The sequence below is a fragment of the Aeromonas rivipollensis genome (genome assembly GCF_010974825.1).
GTDB lineage: Bacteria > Pseudomonadota > Gammaproteobacteria > Enterobacterales > Aeromonadaceae > Aeromonas > Aeromonas rivipollensis.
Genome location: NZ_JAAILA010000011.1, coordinates 119334 through 141936, shown reverse-complemented (window position 1 = coordinate 141936; position 22603 = coordinate 119334). Strand labels below are relative to the sequence as shown.

The 22603-nt window shown below is 64.9% G+C and carries 17 protein-coding genes and 1 pseudogene; 13 read left to right on the top strand and 5 right to left on the bottom strand.

Annotated features, from left to right (window positions below; genetic code table 11):
- Position 1 precedes the first annotated feature (1 nt).
- Complete coding sequence (locus G4923_RS08335; RefSeq protein ID WP_163136540.1) at positions 2–2125, top strand: alpha-amylase; 2124 nt, start codon at positions 2–4, stop codon at positions 2123–2125.
- Positions 2126–2195: 70 nt separating this feature from the next.
- Here the strand turns inward: G4923_RS08335 and G4923_RS08330 are convergent, their stop codons facing one another.
- A complete protein-coding gene (locus tag G4923_RS08330) occupies positions 2196–2822 on the bottom strand; it encodes a glutathione S-transferase (RefSeq protein ID WP_163136538.1) in 627 nt (208 codons plus the stop codon).
- 159 nt (positions 2823–2981) lie between these two features.
- On the opposite strand from G4923_RS08330, the gene G4923_RS08325 reads away from it, so the two are divergent.
- From G4923_RS08325 to G4923_RS08305, 5 genes and pseudogenes are all read left to right on the top strand, one after another.
- Entirely contained in the window at positions 2982–3626 is a 645-nt protein-coding gene (locus G4923_RS08325) for a response regulator (protein WP_163136536.1), read from the top strand.
- Between the two features lie 10 nt (positions 3627–3636).
- Positions 3637–3738, top strand: a pseudogene (locus G4923_RS08320) (DNA-binding response regulator); the annotation flags it as partial.
- 88 nt (positions 3739–3826) lie between these two features.
- Positions 3827–4408 (top strand): TetR/AcrR family transcriptional regulator, encoded by a 582-nt coding sequence (locus G4923_RS08315; RefSeq protein WP_163136534.1) that lies wholly within the window; start codon positions 3827–3829, stop codon positions 4406–4408.
- Between the two features lie 71 nt (positions 4409–4479).
- Positions 4480–5337: an alpha/beta hydrolase gene (locus tag G4923_RS08310; protein ID WP_163136532.1), complete on the top strand. Its 858-nt coding sequence runs from the start codon at positions 4480–4482 to the stop codon at positions 5335–5337.
- A 122-nt stretch (positions 5338–5459) separates the two neighbouring features.
- Entirely contained in the window at positions 5460–6605 is a 1146-nt protein-coding gene (locus tag G4923_RS08305; protein ID WP_163136530.1) for a patatin-like phospholipase family protein, read from the top strand.
- A 64-nt stretch (positions 6606–6669) separates the two neighbouring features.
- Here the strand turns inward: G4923_RS08305 and G4923_RS08300 are convergent, their stop codons facing one another.
- Complete coding sequence (locus tag G4923_RS08300) at positions 6670–8622, bottom strand: monovalent cation:proton antiporter family protein (RefSeq protein WP_162627148.1); 1953 nt, start codon at positions 8620–8622, stop codon at positions 6670–6672.
- Between the two features lie 313 nt (positions 8623–8935).
- Between G4923_RS08300 and G4923_RS08295 the strand changes: the two genes are divergently transcribed.
- Positions 8936–9778 carry a GGDEF domain-containing protein gene (locus G4923_RS08295; RefSeq protein WP_205597033.1) on the top strand — a complete coding sequence of 281 codons (843 nt, stop codon included), beginning with the start codon at positions 8936–8938 and terminating at the stop codon, positions 9776–9778.
- A gap of 27 nt (positions 9779–9805) precedes the next feature.
- Here G4923_RS08295 and tilS read toward each other — a convergent pair whose 3' ends face one another.
- Entirely contained in the window at positions 9806–11143 is a 1338-nt protein-coding gene (tilS, locus tag G4923_RS08290) for a tRNA lysidine(34) synthetase TilS (RefSeq protein ID WP_163136529.1), read from the bottom strand.
- A 127-nt stretch (positions 11144–11270) separates the two neighbouring features.
- On the opposite strand from tilS, the gene G4923_RS08285 reads away from it, so the two are divergent.
- The 4 genes from G4923_RS08285 to G4923_RS08270 all read left to right on the top strand — a co-directional run bounded on the left by G4923_RS08285 (position 11271) and on the right by G4923_RS08270 (position 16612).
- On the top strand, positions 11271–13301 hold the full coding sequence (locus G4923_RS08285; RefSeq protein ID WP_163136528.1) for a M13 family metallopeptidase: 2031 nt from the start codon (positions 11271–11273) through the stop codon (positions 13299–13301).
- A 115-nt stretch (positions 13302–13416) separates the two neighbouring features.
- Positions 13417–13854 carry a PliI family lysozyme inhibitor of I-type lysozyme gene (locus G4923_RS08280; protein ID WP_163136527.1) on the top strand — a complete coding sequence of 146 codons (438 nt, stop codon included), beginning with the start codon at positions 13417–13419 and terminating at the stop codon, positions 13852–13854.
- A 404-nt stretch (positions 13855–14258) separates the two neighbouring features.
- Positions 14259–15992, top strand: a complete 1734-nt coding sequence (locus G4923_RS08275) for an ABC-F family ATP-binding cassette domain-containing protein (RefSeq protein ID WP_163136526.1) — start codon at positions 14259–14261, stop codon at positions 15990–15992.
- Between the two features lie 83 nt (positions 15993–16075).
- A complete protein-coding gene (locus G4923_RS08270) occupies positions 16076–16612 on the top strand; it encodes a GNAT family N-acetyltransferase (protein ID WP_163136525.1) in 537 nt (178 codons plus the stop codon).
- 59 nt (positions 16613–16671) lie between these two features.
- Here the strand turns inward: G4923_RS08270 and yjeH are convergent, their stop codons facing one another.
- Both yjeH and G4923_RS08260 read right to left on the bottom strand, forming a co-directional pair.
- Positions 16672–17952, bottom strand: a complete 1281-nt coding sequence (gene yjeH, locus G4923_RS08265) for an L-methionine/branched-chain amino acid transporter (protein WP_163136523.1) — start codon at positions 17950–17952, stop codon at positions 16672–16674.
- Positions 17953–18087: 135 nt separating this feature from the next.
- Entirely contained in the window at positions 18088–19380 is a 1293-nt protein-coding gene (locus G4923_RS08260; RefSeq protein WP_162520220.1) for an HAAAP family serine/threonine permease, read from the bottom strand.
- Between the two features lie 495 nt (positions 19381–19875).
- Between G4923_RS08260 and G4923_RS08255 the strand changes: the two genes are divergently transcribed.
- Together G4923_RS08255 and G4923_RS08250 are read left to right on the top strand one after the other, a co-directional pair.
- On the top strand, positions 19876–20784 hold the full coding sequence (locus tag G4923_RS08255; RefSeq protein WP_163136521.1) for a LysR family transcriptional regulator: 909 nt from the start codon (positions 19876–19878) through the stop codon (positions 20782–20784).
- 101 nt (positions 20785–20885) lie between these two features.
- On the top strand, positions 20886–22316 hold the full coding sequence (locus G4923_RS08250) for an MATE family efflux transporter (protein ID WP_240455274.1): 1431 nt from the start codon (positions 20886–20888) through the stop codon (positions 22314–22316).
- The last annotated feature ends 287 nt before the right edge of the window (positions 22317–22603 follow it).

Genomic DNA, 22603 nt, shown 5'->3' with positions numbered 1-22603 from the left:
TATGCGTCCCTCGCCTCGTTTCGATCTCCGCCCCTCCTCCCTGTGGCTCGCCCTGCTGGCCACGCCACTGTTCGTCGGTCAGGCGCTGGCCGCCCCCGAGGTGCATCTCTATGTGGATGGCAAACCGGTGGCCGAGGCGCTGACGCTGGACAAGGGCACCATCACCCTGACCCACAAGCTGGACAAGGGCAGCCACCAGATCCGCATCGCCGATGCCGGCAACAGCTGCGGCACCAGCTTCGGGCCGACCGAGGTCAAAGCGCTCCCCTTCGGCACAGCCCAACCCATGGACAAGTGCAGCAAGGGGGCAAGCTTCAACCTGAGGGTGATGCTGGCGGGGGACTACGAGTTCACCTTCAACCCGGACACCCCCAGCCTCAAGGTGCTGCGGGCGACCAAAAAGAGCGAGTTCAAACGCCAGCCCCCGACAGAGCCCTGTATCGCCTGGGATGGTGGCCCGGTGACGGTATCGCTGAAAGGAGTCTGGCCCGACGGCACCCGGCTGCGGGATGCCTACTCCAGACAGGAGGCCGTGGTCACCCAGGGCAAGCTGACCCTGACCCCGAGCAAGGAGAGCGGCGGCCTGCTGCTGCTCGAACCGGTCAAGGCGGCCAAGGCGGCCCCCTTCAGCTGGGATCAGGCGAGCGTCTATTTCCTGCTGACCGACCGCTTCCACAACGGCGATCCCGCCAACGATCACAGCTTCGGCCGCCAGAAGGATGGTCAGGACGAGGTCGCCACCTGGCATGGCGGCGACTTCAAGGGGCTGACCGAGAAGCTCGACTACATCAAGAGCCTCGGCATGAATGCCATCTGGATCACTCCCATGGTGGAGCAGGTGCACGGCTTCATCGGCGGCGGCGAGCAGGGCAACTTCCCCTTCTACGCCTACCACGGCTACTGGGCGCTCGACTTCACCAAGATAGATCCCAACTACGGCGACGAGGAGAGCCTGAAGACCCTGGTGGACGAGGCCCACAAGCGCGGCATGCGGATCATCCTGGACGTGGTGATGAACCACGCAGGTTACGCCACCCTGGCGGATCTGCAGGATCTGGGGCTCACCGACCTCACCCAGAACAGCGGCAAGTTGCCGACCACCTGGAACCAGTGGCGCCCGAGCGGTGGCCTCAACTGGCATGGCTACAACCAGTTTATCGACTACCAATCGAGCGAGTGGAGCAAATGGTGGGGCCCTGACTGGGTGCGCGCCGGCCTGCCCGGCTACCCGCAACCCGGCACCGACGACGTCACCGGCTCGGTGGCGGGGCTGCCGGACTTCCTGACCGAGTCCACCAAGCCGGTGGGGCTGCCACCCCTGCTCACCGCCAAGCAGGATACCCGGGCCAAGGCGCTCCCCAACGCAAGCGTCAGCGATTACCTCATCGCCTGGCACACCGACTGGGTACGCCGCTTCGGCATCGACGGCTTCCGGGCCGACACCGTCAAGCACCTGGAGCCCGCGGTCTGGGCCAGGCTCAAGCAGGCGGGCACTACGGCGCTCAAGGAGTGGAAGGCCGCCAACCCGGACAAGGCGCTCGACGATCTGCCCTTCTACATGGTGGGCGAGGTGTGGGATCACGGGGTCGCCAAGGATTTCTGGTACCAGAACGGCTTCGATTCCCTGATCAACTTCGACTATCAGCGGGAGTTCGCCCTGCCCCAGGCCCAGTGCATGGCCGGTGCCGAGCCGACCTATGCCAGCTACGCCAGCCGCATCAACCAGGATCCCGAGTTCAACGTGCTGAGCTACATCAGCTCCCACGACACCAAGCTGTTCTTCGGCGACTATCAGGACGTGCCGCTGCAACGCAGAGTCGCCAACAGCTTCATGCTGCTGCCGGGGGGCATACAGCTCTACTACGGGGACGAGTCTGGCCGGGGTCTGGCCAAGGATGGCGGCGTGTTCGATCAGAGCGTGCGATCCGACATGAACTGGCAGGATCTGGGGAGCGGCGAGAAGGCCGAGCTGGTCAAGCACTGGCAAAGGCTAGGCCAGTTCCGCGCCGCCCATCCGGCGGTGGCGGCAGGCAGCCACAAGAAGCTGTCCGATGTTCCCTACAGCTTCGTGCGGGAGAAGGGGGAGGACAAGGTGGTAGTGGTGTTCGCCGGTCGGCAGCCGTAACAGGTCCCGCACCAGACAAACGAGAGGGGAGCCAGTGGCTCCCCTCTCTCATTGCACAGGCCCCTTCACCTCATGCCGGCTGCCGGGCGATGGCCGGCCACTGCAGCCGCGCCTTGACCAGGGTCTCCTGCCACAGGGGCCAGGCCAGCAAGGCTTGCTGATAGGCCCCCGCCTGACCGGGCAAGTCTATGCCGTAGCTCGCCAGCCGATAGGCCATCACGGCATAGAAGGCATCGAGGATCCCCGCCTCCTCAAAGTAGAAGGGCCCCCTCGCCTGGGACCAGAGCGTCTGCAGCCGGGCCAGCTCCCCCAGGGTCTCCACCGGGGGCTCGCTCTGGGTCGGCGCGCCGAGGAAGAAGGGCAGGCGACTGCGGATCTGGCCAAAACCCGAGTGCAGCTCGGCGCAGAGGCTGCGGGCCAATGCCCGCTCGGCCCTATCCACCGGATAGAGGTGGCGCGCCGGGCACAGCTCGTGAAGATACTCGGCGATGGCGAGGGAGTCGTGGATCCGCAGCTCGCCGTCATCCAGCCAGGGCACCAGCCCGGCCGGCGCCGTGCGCTTGAGCCGCGCCAACGCCTTGGCATCCTCCAGATCGAACACCTGCTCCTGCCACTCCAGCCCGCTCATGGCGAGCACCAGCGACGCCCGCATCGCCCAGGTGGAACCTGTGCCTACCGTCAATACCAAGGATCCCATTTATTGCCTCCTGCGTTGGGGTTGTTCGTGACCCGGCATCGGCCCCGCGGGCACGACATCTCATGGTCGCCTCACATTTGCACACCTGCGAGTTTGACCCCCTTGGGGAGCAGTGCTAGTTTGATTTTTCAAAACAATCAGTTAGCAAAAATGTGAGCAATGGACAGCCAATTTACCATCGTCATCGCAGATGACCACCCCCTGTTTCGGGGCGCCCTCTATCAAGCGGTGCACATGGCCATCGACGAGGCCAGGCTGCTGGAGGCCGACTCCATCGACAGCCTGACCCACCTGCTCGCGGAGCACCCCGAAGTCGATCTGCTGCTGCTCGATCTCAAGATGCCGGGGGCCAACGGCTTCGGGGGGCTGGCCTATCTGCGCGGCCAGTACCCGGACCTGCCCATCGTAGTTGTCTCCGCCTCGGAAGATGCCGCCATCATCCAGCAGGTACTGCGCCTCGGGGCCCTGGGCTTCATTCCCAAGTCGGTTCCCATGAAGGAGCTGGTCAGCGCCCTCAATACGGTGATCGGGGGGGATAACTGGGTGCCGGAAGGGATCTCCCTTCACCCCGAGTCCGAGGATGGCCCCGACTTTGCCAGCAAGCTGGCCAGCCTCACCCCCCAGCAATACAAGGTGCTGATCATGTTGCGGGACGGCAGTCTCAACAAGCAGATCGCCTGGGAGCTCAACGTCTCCGAGGCCACCATCAAGGCACATATCACCGCCATCTTCCGCAAACTCGGCGTCAAGAATCGCACCCAGGCGGTCATCGCCCTGCAGCAGATGGACATCAAGGACAACTAAGCGCCTTGTCACCCTCAGGGCCCATATCACTCCCACCTTCCGCAAACTCGGCGTCAAGAATCGCACCCAGGCTGTCATCGCCCTGCAGCAGATGGACATCAAGGACAACTGAACGCCTTGTCTCCACCACAACGACGGTTTGTTGCTCGACAATTAGCACGATCGTACTTTATGCTGCAGGACCCAGAGAGGAGAGTGCGATGAGCAAGGGCCGCCTGACCCGCGACAACATTTTGCAGACAGCCTTCGAGCAGGCGAGCCAGCAGGGGCTGGAGAGCCTGACCATAGGCTCGCTGGCCAGTGCGTGCGAGATGTCCAAGAGCGGCCTGTTCGCCCATTTCCAGTCTCGCGACAACCTGCAGATCGCCGTGCTCACCCATTCCGCCGAGGTGTTCCGGGAGCGGGTGATCCAGCCGGTGCGTCAGCAGCAGCACGGCACCCAGCAGGAGAAACTGCTGGCCCTGCTGCGGGCCTGGCTGGCCTGGAACCAGAGCTTTGCCGGACGCTGTATGTTCCTCGACGCCTGGACCTCGGCCCAGGAGGGGGAGGTGCAGCAGGCAGCCCGCCAGCTGGTGCGCTTCTGGCTCGACTACCTGGCTCGCCAGGTGGTGCAGGGCCAGGAGAAGGGAGAGTGGCGCGGGAACCTGGATCCCTGGCGCGCCGTCTACCGGCTCTATGGCCTCTATCTGGGAGATCAGGTGTTCAACGCGCTGGACTTGTGTCAGGATCCGGGCCGCCACTTCTGGCCCGAGGTGGAAGATCTGCTGACCAGCTGGCGCTGAGATTTTGCCTCTTCTTTTTAAAAACAGATAAAAAAGCACGACCGTTCGCACATAAAAACCACAGGATGACCATGAGCAGCAAGATCTATTTCAACACCCGCCGCGTCAGCCCGAGCAAGTTGCTGCTGGGGCTTGGCACCCGGTTGCACCACGCGCTGGCCCCGTCCCACGCCAAACGCACCGCCAGCAAGTTGCTGCTCACCCCGCAGCGCCCCACCCGTGAGGTCGCCGCCCCCGCCGGGCTGGTGCAGCAGGCCATCCACACCGGCGAGGGCACCCTGATGAGCTATCGCCTCGGCCAGGGACCGGTCTGGCTGCTGATGCACGGCTGGTCAGGCAGTGCCAGCCAGTTCTACCCGCTGATGAGCCATATCGCCGCCCAGGGCTTCACGGCGCTGGCCTATGATCACCCCGCCCACGGCCAGAGCGAAGGCAGCACGGGCCACCTGCCCCGCTTCGTGTGTGCCTTCGACGAGATCCTCGCCCGCGTCGGCCCGGTTCAGGGGGTCATCACCCACAGCATGGGGGGCGCCGTCACCCTCAGCAGCCGCCACCCCGCCCTAGACGCGCTGCCGCTGCTGCTCATCTCCCCCGTGCTCGACTACGTACCCCAGCTCTATGGCATGGTGGCCCGCTCCGGCTACTCCATCCGGCTGTTCGATGCCGTGGTCAAGGAGATCGAGCACGAATACCAGCATCCCTTGAGCACTGTGGACCCCCTCGGCCGGCTCGCCAATCGCGCCGGCCATGCCCTCATCGTCCATGACGAGGAGGACAGGTTTGCCCCCCATAGAGACTCGTTGCGGGCGGCAGAGGACGGCCGTACCCGGCTGGTGAGTACCCGTGGGCTCGGCCATGGCCGCATCCTGGCAAGCCCGCCTGTTTTCGCCGCCTTCGATCAGCTGACCCAGCCCAGAGGCACGGCCTGATCCCGCCGCACCGGTCGCCTCAAAAAATGATGAGGCGGCCCATTTTTATCCGGGATACAACGTCTTATAGTTAAATTGCGCGGTGGCAACCCGCCCTTGCAATCACAATAAGGCGCACCATCATGGCCAGACCCAATACAGCTCTTCTGCTCACCGGTGGTGGTGCTCGCGCCGCCTATCAGGTCGGCGTACTCAAGGCAGTGGCCGAGCTTTATCCCCGCAACCTCGGCATCCCCTTCCCCATACTGTGCGGCACCTCGGCGGGGGCCCTCAACATCACGGCACTGGCGTGCTACGCCTCCTGTTTTCACCTGGGGGTCCGCAAGCTGGAGTGGGTCTGGCGCCGTTTCGAGACCCATCACATCTTCGACTTCCGCCCCTGCCAGCTGCTGTGGCGCACCCTGTATCAGGGCTCGGCCGGTCTCATCAGCCCCCAGAGCAACCGCGCCTTCCACCTGTTCGACAACGCCCCCCTGCGCCGCCTGCTGGATCAGCTCATCGACTATCACCGCATCGATGACAACATCCTCTACGGCAGTCTGGAGGCCATCGCCATCACCGCCTCCGACTATGACGACGGCCTCTCCACCACCTTCTTCCAGGGGCGGGCCGAACACCTGCCCTGGGAGCGGGCCAGGCGGCGCGGCCTGCGCACCCTGCTCACCTCGGATCACCTGATGGCCTCGGCGGCCCTGCCCTTCGTCTTTCCGGCCACCCGCATCGGCGAGCGCTTCTACGGTGACGGCTCCATCCACCAACTGAGCCCCTTGAGCCCCGCCATTCACCTGGGGGCGGAGCGGATCCTGCTGGTGACCCTGGACTCCCCCCATCAGGGGAGCGCGGCCCCCCGTCAGGATCACCTGACCAGCTCCAACATCGCCAGCCACCTGCTCAACACCGTCTTCTCCGACACCCTCAATTCGGATCTGGAGCGGCTGGGGCGCATAAACCAGACCCTGTCGCTGATCCCGGCGCGGGAGCGCAGCCGCCTGAAGCTGCGCCAGGTGGAGACCTGCGTCATCAGGCCGAGCCAGGATCTGGATCTTATCGCCCTCGACTACCTGCCCAAGCTGCCGACCCAGTTACGCCGCCTGCTGCGGGTGCTGGGGGTGAACGGCCAGGAGAGCAGCAGCCTGGCCAGCTTCCTGATGTTTCACCCGGGTTACTGTCAGCAGCTGATAAGGCTGGGGTATCAGGATGCGCTGGATCAGCGCCAGCGCATCGAGTCCTTCCTCGACATCGAAGAGCGGATCCGCGAGGAGGCCTGAACAGGCTTGCTTCCACCAGGGGCGCCGCCCGGGCAAGGGCCCCTGAGCATGTTGAGGGCACAGCCTAGTGCCCCTCCAGCAGGCGCTGCTCCGCCTGCTCCATGGCCACGGCCGTCCCAAAGAGCACCAGCCGATCACCCGCCACCAGCCTCAGATCGGCCTTAGGCTCCAGGCTGCGCTCCCCGCGATGCACCGCCTTGATGCGCACCTCCCCCAGGGGCAGTTCCCGCACCCGGCGCCCCACAGCCCAGGCCTGATCGTGCAGCAGCACGGGGTGCAGCCGCTCCAGTAACTGATCCGTCTCCAGGTTGCCCGCACTCTGATCTCCCCAGTAGAAGCCGTGCAGGAAGCGGTACTGACTGCTGCGCTCGTGCTCCATGCGCCGGATCACCCGGCCTATGGGGATGTCGCAGTTGACCAGCAGGTGGGAGACCAGCATCAGGGCCCCCTCCTGGGATTCGGGGATCACCTCGAAGGCCCCGGCCTGCTTGTAGTGCTCGAGGAAGCTGTCGTCCCGGGTTCGCACCAGCACCTTGAGATCCCCCGCCAGCGCCCGGATCTGCATCAACATGGCATCGACCCGCTTGCGATCGTCGAAGGTGATGATCACCAGGCGGGCCCGCATCAGGCCGGCCGCCAGCAGGATGTCGCGCCGGCTGGCATCGCCGAACGCCACCTGCTCCCCCGCCAGCTTGGCCTCGCTCACCCGCTCGGGATCGAGATCCAGCGCGAGAAAGGGGATCTCCTCTAACTTGAGAAAGCGGGCGCAGGTCTGCCCGGTGCGCCCGAAGCCGGCGATGATGACATGCTGGTGCTTGCTGAGCCCCGACTGGGCGACCCCGGCGCGGGACAGCAGGGTAGCGTCGGTGAGGGAGTGGGCCAGCCCCAGGGCCCGCTGCACCAGCCAGGGGGTGAGAGAAATGGTGATGACGCCGATACCGATGAGCAGGGAGACCATCTCGTGACCGAGCAGGCCATGGTGGCTCGCCAGCGCCAGCAGCACGAAGCCGAACTCGCCGACCTGGCTCAGCATGATGCCGGCCGCCATGGCATCGCGCTTGCGCTCCCCCATCAGCCGGCCCGCCAGCAGCACCAGCAGCGACTTGCACAGGATGAGCCCGAGCACGCAGAGCAGCACCTGCCACCAGGCGTTCGCCACCAGCGCCCACTCCATGGTCATGCCTATGGTGATGAAGAAGAGCCCCAGCAGCACGTCCCGAAACGGCTTGATGTCCACTTCCAGCTGATGGCGGTAGTGGGACTCCCCCAGCATCATGCCGGCCAGGAAGGCCCCGAGTGCCATGGAAAGCCCCATCCACTGGGTCAGCGACGCCGCCAGCAGGGCCACCAGCAGGGTGCTGAGCACGAACAGCTCGTCGGAGCGCGCCCGGGCCACCTCGTGAAACACCATGGGCAGCAGCCACTTTCCCACCGCGAGCAGGACGATCAGGGCGAACAGCCCCTTGAGGGAGGCCCAGGCCACCTCCGCCAGCAGGGCGCTGCCCTGCACCTCGGGGCTGGCCAGTATGGGGATCATCACCAAGAGCGGCACCACCGCCAGATCCTGAAACAGCAAGACGCTCACCCCGAGCTGGGCACGCCGGGTATGGAGTTGCTGCAACTCCCCGAGCTGCTTGATCACCACGGCGGTGGAGGAGAGCGCCAGGGTGCCGGATACCACCAGCGCCTGGGGGAGACTCAGGCCCCACCACCAGCCGAGCCAGAAGAACAGCAATGAGGTGAGCAGCACCTGCAGACCGCCGACCCCCAGCACCAGCTTGCGCATGGCGAGCAGGCGCGGCAGCGAGAATTCTAGCCCGAGGGAGAACATCAGGAAGACGATGCCGAGCTCCCCTATGGTCTGCATCATGGCCTGCCCGGTGACGATGGCCGCCCCATGGGGGCCGAGCAGCATGCCGACGAACAGATAGGCGAGGATCACCGGCTGGCCCAGGCGTCGGAAGATGGCCACCAGCAGAACGGCGGAGAGCAGCAGGATCAACACATCGGCGTACACACATCCCTCCCTCTTATCTGTCCCCATGGCCCTAAGACGCTGCGCCTCAGGCCCCTGGCACCCTCCGATCATCGTCGCAGCGGGGCAGGACCCCGCCCTTGATGTTGACGCGCGGCCAGCGGCGCACGGGGTTGTTTGCCCTCCCATTTCATGTTGCTAAGCCTAGCCAGCCCCTTTGTTTTCCATCGAACATATTTTGGGCACGGGGATTGCAAGAAACCGGTCAATGAGTGGAGAGGTGTAAGGCTGCAACGTGGAAAACACATCGTCTTTGAACGGCTTCGGACATGGCATAGAGCAGTGGGTACAGCAGATGGAGCGGCTCACGCCGCTGACCGGGCAGGATACTTATCAGCAGCTTCAGGAGCTGCTGAGGCAACGGGATCTTGACGCCCTGCTGGCAATCTTTGCCGAGCGGGTGGCAAAGATTGTCCGGATCCACACGCTCCACCTCGACTGCGGTCAGCCCCACAGCCTCATCGCCCACGCCCCCCAGGCCCGGCAGGTGCTGCATAGCTACCGCTTCGAGCTGCGCGGCCAGCACGAGCAGTTGCTCGGACAGCTGCAATACGAGCTGGAGCAGCCCCTGAGCGACGGCCAGCGGCGGCAGCTGGGGCAATATCACCAGCTGTTCTGCCTGCCCCTGCCGCTCTATCTGCGGCTGAGCCGGCTGGAGCAGCAGGTGCGGCTCGATCACCTGACCGGGCTTGGCAACCGCTCCTATTTCGACGAGGCCATTGGCCGGGCGGTGGAGCAACACTGCCGGGAGCCCCACGGTCTGGTGCTGGTGCTGCTGGATCTCGACCGCTTCAAACAGGTCAATGACACCTGGGGTCATCCGGTGGGGGATCTGGTGCTGAGCCGCTTCGCCCAACTGCTGCAGGGCTGCATTCGCGGCACGGATCAGGCGTTTCGCCTCGGCGGCGACGAGTTCGCCCTGCTGCTGCAACCCGCCGATCCCGAGGCCTGGCGCCCGGTCTGGCTGCGGCTGCAACATGTGCTGCACAGCCACAAGGAGCTCAGCGCCTTCTCGGTGGGCTGCAGCCTGGGGGCCGCCAGCTGGCACTCGGGCATGGACGTGCAGCGCCTCTATGCCACGGCGGATGCCCACCTCTACGCCCGCAAGAAGGCCGGCGTGACAGGGCCGTCCGAATAGGGCGGCCTGGCGACATCGCGGCGGCGTTCAGTCACGAGCCGGGGCGACGGCTCGCCGCCAGTCTCCCTTGATGCCCCCCTCGGGCGCCAGAAATCCGTCGCAGACGAAGAGTCCGGCCACCAGCGCCACCTGCTCCCCGTAATAGAGGATGGGAATACGCCCCCGTTGCCAGGAGGGCACCCCGTACTCTTGCAGCAACTTTTTCAGGCGCCGGCTGCCAACCCGCCCCACCGGCTTGAGCATGACGCCGGACGCCACCTGAAAACGCACCGACAGGGGCTCGTCCTCCCGTGGCGGGCGCAGCCCTTCCCCCCCATCCGATGACAGCAGCCTGAAGGCCCCCAGTCCGTCCGGCAGGCGGAGCGTCTCCCCCACCCGGATGGGCAACACCTCCTCACGGGGGGCAAGGCCGGGCGGCACCAGGTGGAGTCGCCCCTGAAAGCGGCGGCACTCCAGCCCCTGCAGGCTCAGCCTGGGGTTGGCGTCTTCCCGCGCCAGCGCCACCTCCTGCCAGAGCAGCCCCAGCAGCTCCCTGGACGGCATCTCTCCCCCCTGGCGACGGATCCAGTGGCGCAGCAGGTTGTTGCGCCGTACCGGGGAGAGCGGCTGCAGCGCCTCGATGCGCAGCGCCTCCCCCTCCCCGGCCTGTTGCCAGTCCGCCTCCGCCAGCTCGCTGATCAGGGCCTCCTGCTCGGCGCACAGGGCCATGCTGCGCGCCGCCGTCTGGGCCATGGCGGGCCAGCGCGCCTTGAGCTGGGGAATGAGCTGCTGGCGCAGGAAGTTGCGATCGTAGCTCACATCCAGGTTGCTCTCATCCTCCACCCAGCCATAGGGCAGGGTCTCCGCCAGCGCCGCCAGCTCGGCCCGGCTGACCTCGAGCAGCGGGCGCAGCAAGCGGCCGCCGGCAAAGGGCTGGTTCGGTACCATGCCCGCCAGCCCCCGCAATCCGGCGCCCCGCTTGAGCGCCAGCAGCAGGGTCTCCAGCTGATCGTCCTGATGATGGGCGGTGAGCAGCCACTCCCCCTCCTCCAGGCAGGCGGCGAGACGCTGGTAGCGGGCCTCCCGCGCCTGGGCCTCCAGACTGTCGCCGTTGCCCCGTTGCAGTTGCACCCGCTGGATGATGAGGGGCACCGCCAGTTGCTGGCACACCCCTTCACAATGGGCCACCCAGTCGTCGGCATGAGGGCTCAGGCCGTGGTGGACGTGCAGGGCACGCAGGGCAAGGCCCTGCTCCTGGGCAAAACGCGCCGCCAGCACCAGCAGCACGGTGGAGTCGAGCCCGCCACTGAAGGCTACCAGCAGGCCCCGGGAACCTTCCGGCGCGGGCAGAGTCTGACAAAAACGAGAATAAACACGAGAAATCATAGGCTTCCCCTATACGACCAGGCCGATCTTAGCAGAGTCGGGCTTATCAAGCGCTAACCCGACTGCTAGAGTGAGTCTCCTCCCGACCTGGACCGGGACGCTGAGTAACCCTAATTGGAATAAGACAATGAACAATAAGAAAAGCATACTGGCCGCCCTCATCGGGCTGGCCTTGCTGGCCGGTTGCAGTCAGGGGCCGGACCAGGCAGACAAGCACTCCGGCCTCGCGCTGGCCAACATGGACACCCGGGTCAAGCCCGGTGACGACTTCTTCCGCTACGTGAACGGCCACTGGCTGGCCACCGCCAAGATCCCGGATGACAGGCCCGCCGACGGCGCCTTCTACCTGCTGCGGGACAAGTCCCTGGCAGACGTGCGGGTGCTGGTGGAGGGGCTGGACGGCAAGGCCGCCACCGGCACCCCGGCCCAGCAGATCCACGACCTCTACCGAAGCTATCTGGATCAGCAGACCCGCAACGCCAGGGGCACCACGCCCCTGCTGCCCATGCTTGGCGACATCGATCAGATCCATGACAAGCAGGGTCTGGCCCAGGCCTTCGCCCGTGCCGGCAAGCTGGGGGGCCGCGCCCCCTTCGGCTTCTGGATAGATGCGGACGCCAAGGCGCCGGACAGCTATGCGGTCTACCTCTATCAATCCGGGCTCGGCCTGCCGGACAGGGACTACTACCTCAAGCAGGATGCCGCCAGCCAGGCGCTGCGGCAGAAATACGAGCAACATATCGCCGGCATGCTGAGCCGCTTCGGCGAGGCGGATGCGGGGGCCAAGGCCAAGCGCATCCTGGCCCTCGAGACCCGGCTCGCCCAGATCCAGTGGGACAACGTCGTCCTGCGGGATCGGCAGAAGAACTACAACAAGGCCCCCATCGGCGAGCTCACGCGCCTCGCCCCCAGCATCGACTGGAACAGCTATCTGGATCAGGCCGGCCTGAGCGGCCAGCAGAGCCTCATCATAGGCCAGCCGAGCTACCTGACGGCCCTGGACGAGGTGATGAAGCAGACCCCCATGGGCGACTGGCAGGCCTACCTCAAGTGGCAGCTCATCACCGATTTCGCCCCCTACCTCGACAGCCAGACCGACGCCCAGAACTTCGCCTTCTTCGGCACCACCTTGAGCGGCACGCCCAAGCAGCGCGCCCCCTGGGAGCGTGCCCTCGGGGTACTGGACAACAACCTGGGGGAGGCGGTGGGCAAGCTCTATGTGGAGCGCTACTTCCCGCCAGAGGCCAAGGCACGCATGGAGCAGCTGGTGGAGAACCTGCGCACCGCCTACGGCCAGAGCATCCAGGAGCTGGACTGGATGTCGCCGGCCACCAAGACCCAGGCCCTGGCCAAGCTCGCCAAGTTCAGGCCCAAGATAGGCTATCCGGACAAGTGGAAGGACTACAGCGCCATCGAGATCCGCGCCGATGACCTGGTGGGCAACCTGCAGCGCGCCCGCGCCTTCGAATATGCCGACAGCCTGGCCCGCCTCGGCAAGCCGGTGGACAGGGACGAGTGGCACATGTCGCCCCAGACGGTGAACGCCTACTACAACGCGAGCAACAACGAGATCGTCTTCCCGGCCGCCATTTTGCAACCCCCCTTCTTCGACATGAGCGCGGACGACGCTGTGAACTACGGCGCCATCGGCGGGGTGATAGGCCACGAGATGGGTCACGGTTTCGACGATCAGGGGGCCAGATCCGACGGTGATGGCGTGATGCGCGACTGGTGGACGCCCCAGGATCTCAAGGAGTTCCGCTTCCGAACCAGCCGGCTGGTGGCCCAGTACAACCGCTTCGAGCCCATCAAGGGGCAGTACGTCAACGGCCAGTTCACCCTGGGGGAGAACATAGGCGATCTCGGTGGCCTCACCATAGCCCACAAGGCCTACCTGCTGTCGCTGGATGGCAAGGAAGCCCCTGTGCTGGACGGCTTCACCGGCGAGCAGCGCTTCTTCCTCGGCTGGGCCCAGGTATGGAAGGGCATGTATCGCCCCGAGCTGATGCAGATGCTGCTCGCCTCGGATCCCCACTCCCCTCCCGAGTACAGGGTCAACGGCGTGGTGCCGAACATCCCCGCCTTCTATGAGGCGTTCAACATACAGCCGGGTGACAAGCTCTATCTGGACCCGGCCAAACGGGTCAAGATATGGTAAACAGGGGATCGACAGGGGCTGGCCAAGCGCCAGCCCCTGGTCGGCCACAGACAAGGCGGGGGCCAGGCCCCTGCCCACTGACACCGCATCACAAGCAGCAACAAGGGTCACATCCATGAAAGCCTTACTCATTACTCTCGGCCTGCTCAGCCTGCCCCTGACCAGCCAGGCGGCGGAGGGATTCTTCCAGCAGCTGACGCTGCCTACGGGCCAGGTGCTCACAGTCAGCGAGGGGCGCGGCGAGCCCGCCTCCACCGGCAGCTACGACGTGCGCCTCTACTCAGGCGCCAACCCCGAGTTTCCCCTGGATCAGTTCATCGACGGCAAGGTGATGCCTCGCGATGGCAGCATCAAGGCGCTCAAACTGCTGGATCTCAACGGTGACAAGCAGCCCGAGCTCATCGTCCTGGTCGAGAGCGCCGGCAGCGGCAGCTACCAGAGCGCCGACGCCTTCACCATCAATGCGCAGGAGGGGCTGGAGAGCTTCAACCACGTGGAGGGGCTGGCCCCCAGTGACGATGTGATCCAGGCGCTCAAGACCCCCCGCGACTGATCCCTCTCATCTGATGCACCCGCATACCTGATTCAAGAGCCCCGCCCTGCGGGGCTCTTGTTTTGCCGGAGGCTACGATGAAGACCCCTTTTCACTGCCAGATGCCCCCATAACAGCCCGATATCCCCCCTATTCCCCGATAGACGGCTATTTTTTCTACGCCTATAATCGCCGCACCTGACCATAACGAAACACAAGGAGGTAAAAAATGGTTATCCAAGCGTGTCCGATGTTCTCGGCTCGCCTGTTCGGCACATTCGCCCGCTCTTGCCTGCATACCATCGCGCTGCGATAGCGGGTTCGAGCAAAGCCGACTCCTTCCACACCGAGACCTTTCTCGACCGTTGTCGCCAGCGCTCCTGATGACAGGGATTTCCGATCCCGCCATTTAAGAGAGCAAGAGCATGACGACACTGATGAGTACCCACTCCCTGCAGATGACTGCGGGACACCTCCCCTTGTTTGACCACATAAATCTCGGCATCCAGAGCGGCGATCGCCTGGGCCTGATTGGCGCCAATGGCTGCGGCAAGAGCACACTGCTCGCCCTGCTGGCCGGTGAGCTGCAACCCCATGACGGACGGGTGCAGCAGGCCGCCCCCTGCCGCTGCGAGTTCGTGGCCCAGCACCTGCCCCCAAGGCTGCAAGGGCTAGGCACCCGCGCCGTGCTGCAGGATGCCCTGGCGGGTGATCCCGCCGCCGACTGGCAGGTGGACAAGATGCTCACCGAGCTGCAGCTCGAAGAGCAGGCCGAACTCCCCGTCAGCGCCCTGAGCGGCGGCCAGCACACCCGGTTGCAGCTAGGCCGCGCCCTGCTGCGCCAACCCAACCTGTTGCTGCTGGATGAACCCAGCAACCACCTGGATCTGCCCGCACTGCTCTGGCTGGAGCAGTTCCTCCTGGGCTGGCGGGGCGCCCTGGTGCTGGTCTCCCACGATGCCCGCCTGCTCGATCGGGTGACCCGCGAGACCCTGATCCTGCGGGATGGACGACTCCATCGTTTCGCCCTGCCCTGCAGTCAGGCCAGGGTGGCGCTGGCGGAGGAGGACGAGCAGGCCCGCCTGCGCCGGGCCGACGAGCAGAAGGAGATCGATCGCCTGAGCGCCAGCAGCAAGCGCCTCGCCACCTGGGGGCGGGAGCATGACAACGAGAAGCTGGTGCGCCAGGCCAAGTCCATGGAAAAACGCATCACCCGCCTGCAGGAGGAGCAGAGCCAGGTCGCGGCGCCAGCCCCCTGGCGCCTCGAGCTGCACGGGCAGGCACTGCCCGCCAATGCCCTGCTGCGACTGGAAGCCCTGGAGGTGCACCCCGCCCCCGGCTTGCCGCCCCTGCTGCGGGCCGAGGATCTCTGGTTGCGGGCCGGCGACAGGGTCGCTCTGCTCGGCGCCAACGGCACCGGCAAGTCCTCCCTGCTGCGCCAGTGCTGGGGCGAGCTGCGCGATCAAGGGCCGGGTGAGGGCTGGTATCGCCACCCCGGCGCCAGCATCGCCTACTACGATCAGTCCCTGCAGCAGCTGGACGGCGACGCCACCCTGAGCGACGCCCTCTATCCCCTGGCGCCCTTGCCGGAGGTGACACTGCGCCAGGCCCTGATCCGCGCGGGCTTCCCCTACTCCCGCCATGGCCAGCGGGTGCACGCCTTGAGCGGGGGGGAGCGGGCCAGGCTGCTGTTTCTCGCCCTCTCCCTGGCGAGCCACCACCTGCTCTGGCTCGATGAACCCACCAACCACCTGGATCTGGCGGGCAAGGAGGAGCTGGCCGAGGCCTTGAATGCCTTCCCCGGGGGCGTCTTGCTGGTCTCCCACGATCGGGATCTGATCGAGCGCAGCTGCAACCGCTTCTGGCTGATCAGAGACGGCCGCATCCAGGAGGCCCACAGTGCAGAGCGGGCCTATGCCGAGCTGATCGACCACCAGCAGAGAGTGGTGGCTGAGGAGTCATCCGGGCACGATTCCCGCCAGGCCACTGCCTGCACTGAGGATGACGAAGAGGCGCTGCTGGCCCGCTGGTATGAGCTCGATGCCCTGCTGGCCGCCGATCTCGCCCGCAAGCCCAGGCACCAGACCCCGCGGCTGCAGCAGGAGTGGCGCCATGAGCTGGCAAGGCTGGCCGGCTTGCTCGGGCTTGTCGAATCATGAGCGCAGCAATGAACCGCCTTGGCCATCCCCCCCTGTTTGACTCAACACAAGCGGCCAGCCACGACTGGCCGCAAGGAGCCCCCATGACGTCAACTACGTCGCCAGAGATAAGGCTGGATCCCGTCATCGAGGCCGACCTGCCCCACATCTATCGTGGCCTGTCGGATCCGCGTGTCATCGCCTACTACGGCATCAGCTACGACAGCTTGGCAGAATGTCAGGCCCAGATGGAGTGGTACGCCGAGCTGACCCGCACGGGCCGCGGTGCCTGGCACCTCATTCGCAATCCGCGCACCAAAGAGCCGCTGGGAGCCATCGGCTACCACGATGCCGACCCGCAGCACAAAGGGGCCGAGATCGGCTACTGGCTCTATCCCGAACACTGGGGCAAGGGGGTAATGAGCGCGGCGCTGCGGTTGTGGCTCCCGCTCACTTACCGCACCACAGCGCTGCACCGGCTGCTGGCGGTAGTGGAGGAGCCCAGCCTCTCCTCCGCCCGCCTGCTGGAGCGAGCCGGCTTTCGCTACGAAGGCACGGCGCGGGAGTGCGAGTGGAAGGGGGATGGCTTCATCTCCCTTCGCCACTACGCCCTGCTGCGCAGCGACCTGCCAGACCTTTAAGCACCACCACATCTGATAGCCAGTAAAAAGCCCCGCACTGCGGGGCTTCTTTTGGGTGGTTACTTGATGGTGCAGATGTTGTCGGTGGCCAGAGTGCGGCGGCGTCTGCGCCGCCACAGGGAGAAGCAGCCGTAGCCCGCGCTCAGCACCACCGCATAGAGCACCTGGGAGGCGAGCGCCACCAGCACGGCCGCGCAGAGCAAGACGCTCACCCCCGCCAGCCCCTTGCCCATGCCGCCAAGCAGACGCCAGCCCGCCGCCATGCAGAGCAGATAGACCAGCACGAAGTTGCCGTTGGCGTAGCGGATGAGCTCATCGAGCGGCAGCTTGAGCCAGAGGATCAAGGTGATGGAGACCAGACAGATGGCGAGCACCCAGCACAGGGCATTGAGGGGCGCACCACGGGCCGAGAGGCGGGAGAGGGAGGCGGGCAGCTTGCCCTCCCGCGCCATGCTCCAGATAAGGCGCGCAAACCCTTGCAGGTAGATGTTGATGCTGGCAAAGCAGGAGAGGTAGCCGAGCACCGCCACCAGCCACTTGGCGGTAGGGCCGAACAGCAGGGAGAGCAGGGCCGGAATGGCGGTGGCATTGGTCGCCTCGTCCCCATAGAGACCGTATTTGAGCACCACCAGGGAGTGCACCCAGTAGATGAGCCCCGCCAGCAAGACGCCGCCGAGCAGGGCCAGGGGATAGTCCCGCTCCGGTCGCTTGAACTCCTCCCCCATGTGGGCGAAGGCTTCCAGCCCCACGAAGCACCAGAACATCACCGCCAGCGCCGTGCCCATGGCGGGCCATTCGGCGGCCGTCGGCAGCGGCTGGGCCCCGTCACGCCAGCCGAGATCCCCCTTGAACCAGATGAGCAGGGTCAGCCCCAATATGGCCAGGGCAATCAGCAGTTGCAGGTTGCCGGAGGAACGCGCCCCCCGCAGGCCGAGCAGGAAGACCCCAAGCAGGGTCAGCAGCTGGATGGCCCACAGGGTCCACTCCCCCATGTCGAACAGGGCGTGCCAGAAACCGGCGGCTATGGTGAGGGCGGCGGGCAGCCCCACCGGCAGCACCGCCAGAAACAGGAAGGCGGAGAAGCGCTCGGCGCCGTTGCCAAAGGCGAGCCCGATGAGGTGCGGCGCCCCGCCCGCATGGGGGTAGCGGCGACCGAGGCGGGCGAAGGTGAAGGCGATGGGCAGTACCAGTACGATGAGCAGCACCCAGGCCCACAGCGACGCGCCCCCCGCCAGCGACGCCGCTGTCGCCGGCACCACGAAGATCCCGGTGCCGAGCAATGAGGTGGCGAGCAGCCCCATCCCCTGCCAGAGCCCGAGATCCTTTTTCAACCCAGACATATCCTTTTGTCCTGTCTAGAAAAACATCCCGCCATGTTAGGCCGCCGCCACGGCTTTGTTAAGCACTCTGCGCCGCAAATGAAGAAGCCGCCTCTTGGGAGGCGGCTTCTTCATTCAACGGCGTAACCGGAATTATCAGGCAATCAGCTTGTAGATGATGCCGGACATGGCGATCAGGCCAATCAGGGTCACGAAGCCGTTGCTGAGATTGCCAGCGTATTTGCGCATGGCCGGGATCTTGGCGATGGCGTACATCGGCATCAGGAACAGCAGCATGGCGATGATGGGGCCGCCCAGGTCTTCGATCATGCCGAGGATGCTCGGGTTGATGGTGGCGATGGCCCAGGTGGTCAGGATCATGAAGACAGCGGTCACCTTGTTCAGCTGCTTGATCTCGACCTTCTTGCCCTTCTCGCGCAGCGCCTTGGCCATCAGGCCGTTCATGCCTTCTTGCGCGCCCAGGTAGTGACCCAGGAAGGACTTGCTGATGGCAACCAGGGCGATCAGCGGTGCCACTGTGGCGATCACCGGGTTGTCGAAGTGGTTGGCCAGGTAGGACAGGATGGAGATGTTCTGTTCCTTGGCAGCCGCCAGATCAGCCGGGGAGAGGCTCAGTACGCAGCTGAATACGAAGAACATCACAGTCATCACCATCATGACGTGGGCGCCCAGCAGTATATTGCTGCACTTCTTCTCGGCACCTTCACCGTAACGACCTTTGTTGTCCACCGCGAAGGAGGAGATGATCGGGGAGTGGTTGAAGGAGAACACCATGACCGGAATGGCCAGCCACAGGGTCTTGATGAAGTCACCGTTGAAGGCCTCGGACAGCGCAGGCGCTTCGGTCACTATGGCACCGTTCCAGTGCGGGATCAGGTAGAGCGCCAGGCCCATCAGGGTGATCACGAAGGGGAATACCAGCACGCTCATCGCCTTGACGATCACCTGGCCGCCGAGGCGAACGATCGCCATCAGACCCAGGATCAGCACCAGCGACAGAATGGCACGGGGAGGTGCCGTCATACCCAGCTGGTGAACCATCAGGCTCTCGACTGTGTTGGTGATGGCGACCGAGTACATCAGCAGAATGGGGTAGATGGCAAAGAAGTAGAGCAGGGTGATGAACTTGCCTGCGGTCTTGCCGAAGTGCTCTTCCACTACTTCGGTGATGTCGCCATCACGGGTAGAGCCGGACAGCACGAAGCGGGTCAGGCCGCGGTGTGCGAAGAAGGTCAGCGGCAGGGCCAGCACCAGCATGGCCACCAGCGGCCAGAGGCCACCGACGCCGGCATTGATCGGCAGGAAGAGGACACCGGCACCGATGGCGGTACCGTACAGGCCCAGCATCCAGACCAGATCGGCCTTGTTGATGCCACGGGAGGAGGCTTTGCTCAAGCTGCCTTCAACTGCAATATTCATGTCAGACATAGGGATGTTCCTGTCATCAAGGAAGGTGGATTCTTACTAGTCAGTGGGCATGGGCCCGGTTCCTCTCCCTGGAACACCTGCTGTTCGTCCTTTTTTATTCTCAGGCCCCGGCTATCCGGCCATCACTCCATGTGACAACCAAATTGCAACAAACGAAGGCATGAGATCGTGATGCTGAGGGTGTTGCTCGCGCCATTTAACAAACTGGCAACGGCCACCTCATCCGATGAGCTGACTCTAGTTAAAAGGCCCTATTAATCACAGCGTTTTTTTGAATTAATCAACCAAAGTTTGACTTCAGTCGCCTTTCAAACGAGCAAGATCACATTACAGGCCCCGTGCTGCGAAAATTTTTTAACAAATTAAAAATAGGTGGTGATTTTCAGCCCCCTGGGAATAGCAACAAAACAGTTACAATCCCCGCGACAGCGTGCCGATTGTCTCCCGTGCCCCCTTGGCGTACCCTTGGTTTTCCCCCACTGCCCCTTGCTGAACATGACCATCACCCGCACCGATCTTGCCGAACTGGCGGTATTTGCCGCCGTCGCCCGCCACCGCAGTTTCAGCCGGGCCGCCCTCGAGCTCGGGGTCTCGGCCTCGGCCCTGAGCCACTCCCTCAAGGGGTTGGAGAGTCGTCTGGGAGTCAGGCTGCTCAATCGCAGCACCAGAGCCGTGGTGCCGACCGATGCGGGGGAGCGATTGCTGACGCAGCTGCTGCCGACCCTGGGTCAGCTGGAGGAGGCGCTGGAGGAGTTGAAGCGTCATGGGGATGAGCCGGTCGGCAGGTTGAAGATCTGTGCCCCCAGGGCCGCCATCCAGGAGGTGCTGGCCCCAGTGCTTATCGACTATCTGGTGCGCTATCCGCGCATGCAGGTGGAGGTGGTGGAGCAGGAGCTGATGCCCCGTCTCATCGAGGATGGCTATGACGCCGCCCTCTTCTACGGCGATCTGCTGCCCCAGGAGATGATAGCCGTGCCCCTGGGCCCGTTGCAGCGCTATCTGGTGGTAGGCTCCCCCGACTACCTGGCAAGGCGCGGCATCCCCCTGCACCCCTCCGAGCTCAGCCAGCACGACTGCATCGGCTATCGCCTCACCCCTCATCACCACTATCGCTGGGCCTTTGCCGCCGACGGCGAGCTGCTGGAGATAGAGGTGAGCGGGCCGCTGACCACCAGCACTCCCGCCCTCTATCTGGGGGCGGCCGAGGCGGGCCTGGGGCTGGCCTACTGCTATGAGGAGGAGGTGAGCGAGGCCTTGGCGGCGGGTCGGCTGGTGACTGTGCTGGCCGACTGGAGCCCCACCTTTGCCGGCTTCAGTCTCTTCTACCCCAGCCGCCACCAGCTGGGCCACGGCCTGCGGGCCCTGATAGACATGTTGAAGGCCCACCATAGCCCGCGTGACTGATGAGTGATACTCATCAATCCATCAAATAAATACCGGATTATCAATGGAAAGCTAAGAATCTACACTGTGGCTTCGATCCCCGACCCGGCAGAAGCACAGATATGTCAGCCTATTTCATTCGCCGTCAGCGGGCCATGACCCGCCGTTTCTGGGGCTATGCCCTCCCCTCCATCATGGCCATGCTGGTCTCCGGCGCCTATTACCTGGTGGATGGCATCTTCGTCGGCCACTATGTGGGGGCCGCCGGTCTCGCCGGGATCAACCTGGTCTACCCGGTCATCATGGTGCTGATCGGCCTCGCCGCCATGGTCGCCATGGGGGCGGCGACCGCCATCTCCCTCCAGCAGGGGGCCAGAAACCTCGCCCTGGCCCGTCAGGCCCTGGTCAATGCATTCTGGCTGCTGGGGCTGCTGGGGATAGTGGCGCCGCTGCTGCTGCACCATTGGCACACCGACATCCTGCTGGCCCTGGGCATAGCACCGGATACCGAGACCTGGCAACAGGCCAGCGACTACCTCGGCTGGATAGGGGGCGGCACCCTGCTGCTGGCCAGCAACCTGGCGGTGCCCTATCTGCTGCGCAACGACGGTCGCCCCCGCCTCGCCATGGTACTGGTGAGCTGCGGCGCCCTGCTCAACATACTGCTCAACTACATCATGGTCGGCCGCCTGGGGCTGGGGCTGGTGGGCACGGCCCAGGCTACCCTCATCTCGGAAGGTGTGGTCAGCCTGCTTGGCCTTGGTTATTTCTTTACCTCCCACGCCAGGCTGCGCCTTGGCTGGCGCCAGCTGGTGCCCAGCTTCCCGGCCATGCCCAAGCTGCTGTTCACCGGGCTACCGAGCCTGATCGCCCAGTTCAACCTGGGGCTGCTGCTGCTGCTGCACAACAGCCAGCTGATGGTGCACGGCTCGGTCAAGGATCTGGCGGGCTTCACTGTGGCGGGTTACACAGAGGCGGTGTTCATCGTGATCCTGCAGGGGCTGGCCTTCGGCATCCAGCCGCTGATCAGCCAGGCCACCGGGGCCGGGCGCCTGCGGGATCTCAGATTCCTGATGGCCATGGGGCTCAAGATCACGCTGGTCTATGGCATGGGAGTCTGGCTGCTGATCCAGCTGCTGCCCCGCCAGGTCGCCATGCTCTACACCGGGGATCAGGATGCCGAGCTGCTGGCCGCCGCCGTCAGCAGCCTGACCCTCAACCTCGCCGCCATACCGCTGGAGGGGATCATCATGTTCGGCATAGTGCTGCTGCAATCCATGGCGCGCACCCGTCAGGCCCTGGTCATCTCGGCCGCCAAGACGGCGCTGCTGCTGCCCCTCATCTTCCTGCTGCCGCTCTGGTGGGGCCGCGACGGCGTGCTGCTGGCCCAGCCCGCGACCGTGCTGCTGCTGACCCCGCCGCTCTGCTGGCTGTTGTGGCGGGAGTGGCGTCGCCTCGCGCAGGCCAAGCCCCTCCGCCACCAGCACAGCCCCGCCCTGGCCAGCCGGGTGCTGGCCAGGGGGGAGCGGTTCGCCTCGACCGATCTCGGCTGACGGCTGAGGCGGCGCGGTGAACTGCCCCTCACCTTATGTACGTTAACGAACAGACAGCCCCCTTCCCCTCCCCCATAGTCTCAATGTTGCCAGCCCCCTTCCCCTGCGTTTGTCAGGCCGGGGGCGCGGCGACCCATCGCGGTTGCCGGCCCGGGAGCCCATAGCCCAGGCACAACGGCAGCCCCCCTTGCCCATGACCAGGGCAGGGTTTTCACTTCATCCGGCATGCCGATGACAGCAGCCCCGTCACCCCTTGCCTGCGAGGATTGCCCATGTCCCAACGGCCA

Bases quoted from the DNA above. Each gene is read 5' to 3' on its own strand.
- G4923_RS08335 (WP_163136540.1), top strand. From the start codon at position 2: ATGCGTCCCTCGCCTCGTTTCGATCTCCGCCCCTCCTCCCTGTGGCTC.
- G4923_RS08330 (WP_163136538.1), bottom strand. From the start codon at position 2,822: ATGGGATCCTTGGTATTGACGGTAGGCACAGGTTCCACCTGGGCGATG.
- G4923_RS08325 (WP_163136536.1), top strand. From the start codon at position 2,982: ATGGACAGCCAATTTACCATCGTCATCGCAGATGACCACCCCCTGTTT.
- G4923_RS08315 (WP_163136534.1), top strand. From the start codon at position 3,827: ATGAGCAAGGGCCGCCTGACCCGCGACAACATTTTGCAGACAGCCTTC.
- G4923_RS08310 (WP_163136532.1), top strand. From the start codon at position 4,480: ATGAGCAGCAAGATCTATTTCAACACCCGCCGCGTCAGCCCGAGCAAG.
- G4923_RS08305 (WP_163136530.1), top strand. From the start codon at position 5,460: ATGGCCAGACCCAATACAGCTCTTCTGCTCACCGGTGGTGGTGCTCGC.
- G4923_RS08295 (WP_205597033.1), top strand. From the start codon at position 8,936: ATGGAGCGGCTCACGCCGCTGACCGGGCAGGATACTTATCAGCAGCTT.
- tilS (WP_163136529.1), bottom strand. From the start codon at position 11,143: ATGATTTCTCGTGTTTATTCTCGTTTTTGTCAGACTCTGCCCGCGCCG.
- G4923_RS08285 (WP_163136528.1), top strand. From the start codon at position 11,271: ATGAACAATAAGAAAAGCATACTGGCCGCCCTCATCGGGCTGGCCTTG.
- G4923_RS08280 (WP_163136527.1), top strand. From the start codon at position 13,417: ATGAAAGCCTTACTCATTACTCTCGGCCTGCTCAGCCTGCCCCTGACC.
- G4923_RS08275 (WP_163136526.1), top strand. From the start codon at position 14,259: ATGACGACACTGATGAGTACCCACTCCCTGCAGATGACTGCGGGACAC.
- G4923_RS08270 (WP_163136525.1), top strand. From the start codon at position 16,076: ATGACGTCAACTACGTCGCCAGAGATAAGGCTGGATCCCGTCATCGAG.
- yjeH (WP_163136523.1), bottom strand. From the start codon at position 17,952: ATGTCTGGGTTGAAAAAGGATCTCGGGCTCTGGCAGGGGATGGGGCTG.
- G4923_RS08260 (WP_162520220.1), bottom strand. From the start codon at position 19,380: ATGTCTGACATGAATATTGCAGTTGAAGGCAGCTTGAGCAAAGCCTCC.
- G4923_RS08255 (WP_163136521.1), top strand. From the start codon at position 19,876: ATGACCATCACCCGCACCGATCTTGCCGAACTGGCGGTATTTGCCGCC.
- G4923_RS08250 (WP_240455274.1), top strand. From the start codon at position 20,886: ATGTCAGCCTATTTCATTCGCCGTCAGCGGGCCATGACCCGCCGTTTC.